The sequence below is a fragment of the Pseudomonas sp. K5002 genome, assembly GCF_013386655.1.
Taxonomy (GTDB): Bacteria; Pseudomonadota; Gammaproteobacteria; order Pseudomonadales; family Pseudomonadaceae; genus Aquipseudomonas.
This window is the reverse complement of the sequence record NZ_JACARK010000294.1, coordinates 1-4,413: the sequence shown is the minus strand read 5'-3', so window position 1 is coordinate 4,413 and position 4,413 is coordinate 1. Positions and strand designations below refer to the sequence as shown.

General features: G+C 59.8%; 6 protein-coding genes. 4 read left to right on the top strand and 2 right to left on the bottom strand.

Annotated elements, in window-relative coordinates; translation table 11 throughout:
* The coding region (locus tag HX846_RS15120) for an acyclic terpene utilization AtuA family protein (RefSeq protein WP_178965643.1) at positions 1-525 on the bottom strand (525 nt) is incomplete at its 3' end.
* A gap of 154 nt (positions 526-679) precedes the next feature.
* On the opposite strand from HX846_RS15120, the gene HX846_RS15115 reads away from it, so the two are divergent.
* The 3 genes from HX846_RS15115 to HX846_RS15105 all read left to right on the top strand — a co-directional run bounded on the left by HX846_RS15115 (position 680) and on the right by HX846_RS15105 (position 3,271).
* Complete coding sequence (locus HX846_RS15115) at positions 680-1,303, top strand: TetR/AcrR family transcriptional regulator (protein ID WP_087695088.1); 624 nt, start codon at positions 680-682, stop codon at positions 1,301-1,303.
* A gap of 99 nt (positions 1,304-1,402) precedes the next feature.
* The gene (locus tag HX846_RS15110) at positions 1,403-2,191 is read left to right on the top strand and encodes an ABC transporter substrate-binding protein (protein ID WP_083853176.1); all 789 of its coding nucleotides are present in this window, start codon (positions 1,403-1,405) and stop codon (positions 2,189-2,191) included.
* 66 nt (positions 2,192-2,257) lie between these two features.
* Entirely contained in the window at positions 2,258-3,271 is a 1,014-nt protein-coding gene (locus tag HX846_RS15105; protein WP_178965642.1) for a GNAT family N-acetyltransferase, read from the top strand.
* 138 nt (positions 3,272-3,409) lie between these two features.
* Here HX846_RS15105 and HX846_RS15100 read toward each other — a convergent pair whose 3' ends face one another.
* On the bottom strand, positions 3,410-3,961 hold the full coding sequence (locus HX846_RS15100; protein ID WP_003209024.1) for an RNA polymerase factor sigma-70: 552 nt from the start codon (positions 3,959-3,961) through the stop codon (positions 3,410-3,412).
* Between the two features lie 278 nt (positions 3,962-4,239).
* On the opposite strand from HX846_RS15100, the gene HX846_RS15095 reads away from it, so the two are divergent.
* The coding region (locus HX846_RS15095; protein WP_256739819.1) for a thioesterase II family protein at positions 4,240-4,413 on the top strand (174 nt) is incomplete at its 3' end.

Here is a 4,413-nt window from a genome sequence, read left to right as displayed (position 1 = left end):
GCTGACCACCGCGCTGTCCACCACACGGCCGGTTATCACGATATCGGCACCCAGCTCCAGCGCCTGCACGATACCGGGCGCGCCGAGGTAGGCGTTGGTGGATACGCACATCGGCGGCAAGGGCGCGCCGCTGAACATGTCGGTGACGCCTTGCAGTTGCTTGAACTGCGGTTGCAGGTCATCCCCCAGCAGTACGGCGATCTTCAACGGGATTCGGGCCTGGTCGCAGGCCGCCTGCAACGCGGCGGCGCAGGCCTGGGGGTTGATCCCGCCGGCGTTGCTGATCACGCGGATGCCCTGGCGCTGGATATCCGCCAGCAGCGGCGTCAGCACCTCGACGAAATCCGTGGCATAGCCGGCCTGGGGATCTTTCATTCGCGCTCCGGCGAGGATCGACAGGGTGACTTCCGCCAGGTAGTCGAACACCAGGTAATCCAGCGTGCCGCCGTGCACCAACTGCGCAGCGGCGGTGCAGGTGTCGCCCCAGAAGGCGCTGGCGCAGCCGATGCGTACCGTCTTGTTCATGGGGCGTCCTTCCTCTGGTTTGCTGGCACCCACACTACCAAGCAAGCGCTTGGTTTGTAAACTCTGGTCATAACTTTGCCCCAAGCGCTTGCTTGGTTGGCTGCCACGGCCTAAATTGCCGCCCAAGACGTAACCAGAAGTTAAGGAGAGCAGCATGGATGAGCAAAAAGCCCTGCGGGTGATGCGCACCATGGTCGACGCCGGCCAATTGACCGACCCCGACAGTGCCCGTGGCAAGCTGCTGCAAACCGCGGCCCACCTGTTTCGCAACAAGGGTTTTGAGCGCACCACCGTGCGTGACCTGGCCGGCGCGGTCGGGATCCAGTCCGGCAGCATCTTTCATCACTTCAAGAGCAAGGACGAAATCCTGCGGGCGGTGATGGAGGAAACCATCCACTACAACACCGCCCTGATGCGCGCTTCCCTGGCCGAGGCGAGCAACGTGCGCGAGCGGGTGCTGGCGCTGATTCGTTGCGAATTGCAGTCGATCATGGGCGGCAGTGGCGAGGCCATGGCGGTGCTGGTGTATGAATGGCGTTCCCTGTCGGCCGAGGGCCAGGCCCAGGTGCTGGCCTTGCGCGATATCTACGAAGAGATCTGGTTGCAGGTGTTGGGGGAGGCGAAAAACGCCGGTTACATCAAGGGCGATGTGTTTATCACGCGGCGTTTCCTGACGGGCGCCTTGTCCTGGACCACCACCTGGTTTCGCGCCCAGGGCAGCATGACCCTGGAGCAACTGGCCGACGAAGCCTTGCTGATGGTGTTGAAAGCTGACTAGCCCTTTCGCGCAAGCTATTAATTGTGTGGCAGAAAGTTGTCTCGATAGACAAAAACGCCTAGCTTAGCGGGATCAAAGTTTTCGACGGTGTGTGCCTTGATGTTTTCGCCTTGGCGATTGGCTGCAGGACTCTCAATATGGGCACTTGGCGCACTGTGGCTGATGCCTGCCTCGGCCGCCCAACTGGTGAGGGTCGGTGCTGCGCATTTCCCGCCATACACCGTGCGCCCGGAGCAGGGCGCCGACACCGGGTTGCTGCCGCAACTGGTGGAAGCCTTGAACGCCCTGCAAACCGACTACCAGTTTGTGCTGGTACCCACCTCGATTCCCCGGCGTTTTCGCGACTTCCAGCAAGGTCGGGTGGACATGGCGATCTTCGAAAACCCCAAGTGGGGCTGGCAGGATATTGCCCACACCGATGTCGACATGGGCCTGGAGGATGCGGAAATCTTCGTGGCCCAGCAGGAGCCCGGTCGCGACCAATCGTATTTCGCCGACCTGACCGGCAAGCGCCTGGCGGTGTTCAGCGGCTATCACTACGCGTTCGCCAACTTCAACCCCGACCCCAAGTACATGGCGGAGCACTTCAACGCCACCTTGACCTATTCCCACGACAGCAACCTGCTGATGGTCGCCCGGGGCCGGGCCGACATCGCCCTGGTGACACGTTCCTACCTCAGTGATTTCCTGGTGCGCAATGCCGATACGGCGGGGCAGTTCCTGGTGTCCGAGCGGATCGACCAGGTGTACCACCACTATGCGTTGCTGCGGCCCAAGGCGCCGATCACGGGGCCGGCGTTCGCCGGGCTGCTCAAGCAGCTGAGGGACAACGGCCAGTTGCTGAAGATCTTCGAGCCTTACCGCATCGATGTAATGCCGGTACCGTGATCGTCTAAATTTTTGCCCTCGGCTCACGTCACTTGTTGAACTGTCGACGATTCGTGAGCCCATCCCATGTCCAATCTGAATGACCTGTCAGTGCTGCCCTTGCCGGCGGGACCCGCCCTGAATGCTGATGAAACTGATAGCCGCCTGAGCCTCACCCTTGAGGGCCAGCCGCTGATTCGCCTGCGCCTTGAGCGGGGTGATGAGGTGCGGGTGCATTTGCAGGAGCCCGCCAGTGTGCCGGCTGCCCGTGCCTTGTGGGCGGCGTGTTATTGGCTGTTTGCCAGGGAGCCCGGGCGCCAGCGACTGGTCTGGTGTCTTGAGCATGCGCCGGAGGATGCCTTGCGCAGTGGGTTGCTGGTGGCGACCGGGGTTGCCGGGCAGTTTCATTGCGAGCGCACGTTGTTCTGGCAGTTGCCGCAACCGTGGCTGGGGCAATCTCTCACGGGGACTTATCCGCAGCAGATGATCATCAGCGGTGGCAAGCGTCATCCTGCCCGTGCGCCGAAGCCGCGGGGCGAGGTGTATCGGCGGTTTGATGCGCGGCTGGGGGCGTGGATTTCACTGCGTACGGTGGAGATTGATGTTGATCTGGCGCGCTTCAATCGTTGGCAGAACAGTGCTCGGGTGGCGAATTTCTGGCAGGAAACTGGCAGCCTGGAACAGCATCGGGAATATCTGGACAAGCTGGAAGCGGATCCCCATGCGTTGACGTTGATTGGCTGTTTCGATGATGAGCCGTTTGCTTATTTCGAGGCGTATTGGGCGAAGGAGGATCGGATTGCGCCGTTTTATGATGCAGCGGATTACGATCGCGGGATTCATATGCTGGTGGGCGAAGAGCACCACCGTGGTCCGCACAAGGTAGCGAGCTGGTTGTCGGCGCTGGTGCATTACTTGTTTCTCGATGATCCGCGTACGCAGCGTGTGGTGGCTGAGCCTCGGGCGGATAACGGGAAGATGATTGGGCATATGCAGAATCAGTGTTTCCACTGTGAGAAGGAGTTTGATTTTCCTCATAAGCGGGCGGCGTTGATGATTCTGGGGCGGGAACGGTTTTTTGAGCGGTGTGGGTTGGTTTGACTGAGCAAAAAATCTGAGTGCACGAAGATCAAATGTGGGAGCGGGCTTGCTCGCGAAAGCGCAGTGTCAGTCAATGCATGTGTGACTGATCCACCGCTTTCGCGAGCAAGCCCGCTCCCACATGGGATGTGTGGCGCGTCAGGCTCGCCGCGCAAACGTGTCGCTATGGGTCCCGGAAACCTTCCGGCAATGCACCAGCGCATCGCGAATCATAAAGTTCACCAACGTCGGTGAAACCCCCAGCTCCTTGGCAATATCCTTCTGCGGCACCCCGTGCAGCCGGTACATCTCAAACGCATAACGCGTGCGCTGAGGCAACTCGGTCAAGGCGTCGGCAATGTTCTCCAGCGTCGAAAAGTTGATGTGCGAGGTCTCAGGTGAAGCGCCGTGAATAACCACATTCAAGCCTTCCTCTTCCGTGCCGGAATATTTCAGCTCCAGCGCCTGCTTGCGGTAGTGATCAATAGCCAGGTTGCGCACGATCTGGAACAGGTAACTGAGCTGCGCCTTGAACGATGACGTGATGGTGGGGGCCGATTGCAACCGGAAGTAGGCGTCTTGTACCACGTCTTCGGCGCGGGATCGGCAGCCGGTAATACGCGCTGCGATCTTGACCAGGATCAGTCGATTGTCGACGAAGGCCTGGAGTAGGGGTGAGTCGCACCTGCCTGTGGATACTTGTTCCGTCATGGAAATCACCTTGTTGCAAGAGAAGGTTGGGGGAGGGCGTCCTTGCTGAGGCCTCCTACACATCGGGCAACAAATTATGCTTAATGATAATGATTGTCAAATGAGAAGACGAACTAATCTTATGCCTTATCGAGAGGTGTGAACGGCGTCTCGTTGACTAATTATTTCCAGGTGCCATCCGTTCTCATGGGTGAAAGGCCAGTTAACAAACCGGCCAAGGATCAGCGCCTGGAGGAGGACAAAATGGGTTTTTATCGTGTGAGCGGGAGTGGTCTGAAATGAACACGCCGGCTCGATTACGCCTGTTTTGCCTGCCTTACTCCGGCGCCAGCGCCATGGTCTACAGCCGCTGGCGACGGGCGCTGCCGGAGTGGTTGCAGGTGCGGCCGCTGGAGTTGCCGGGGCGCGGCATGCGCATGGACGAGCCGTTGCAGCGCGATATCAAAAACCTG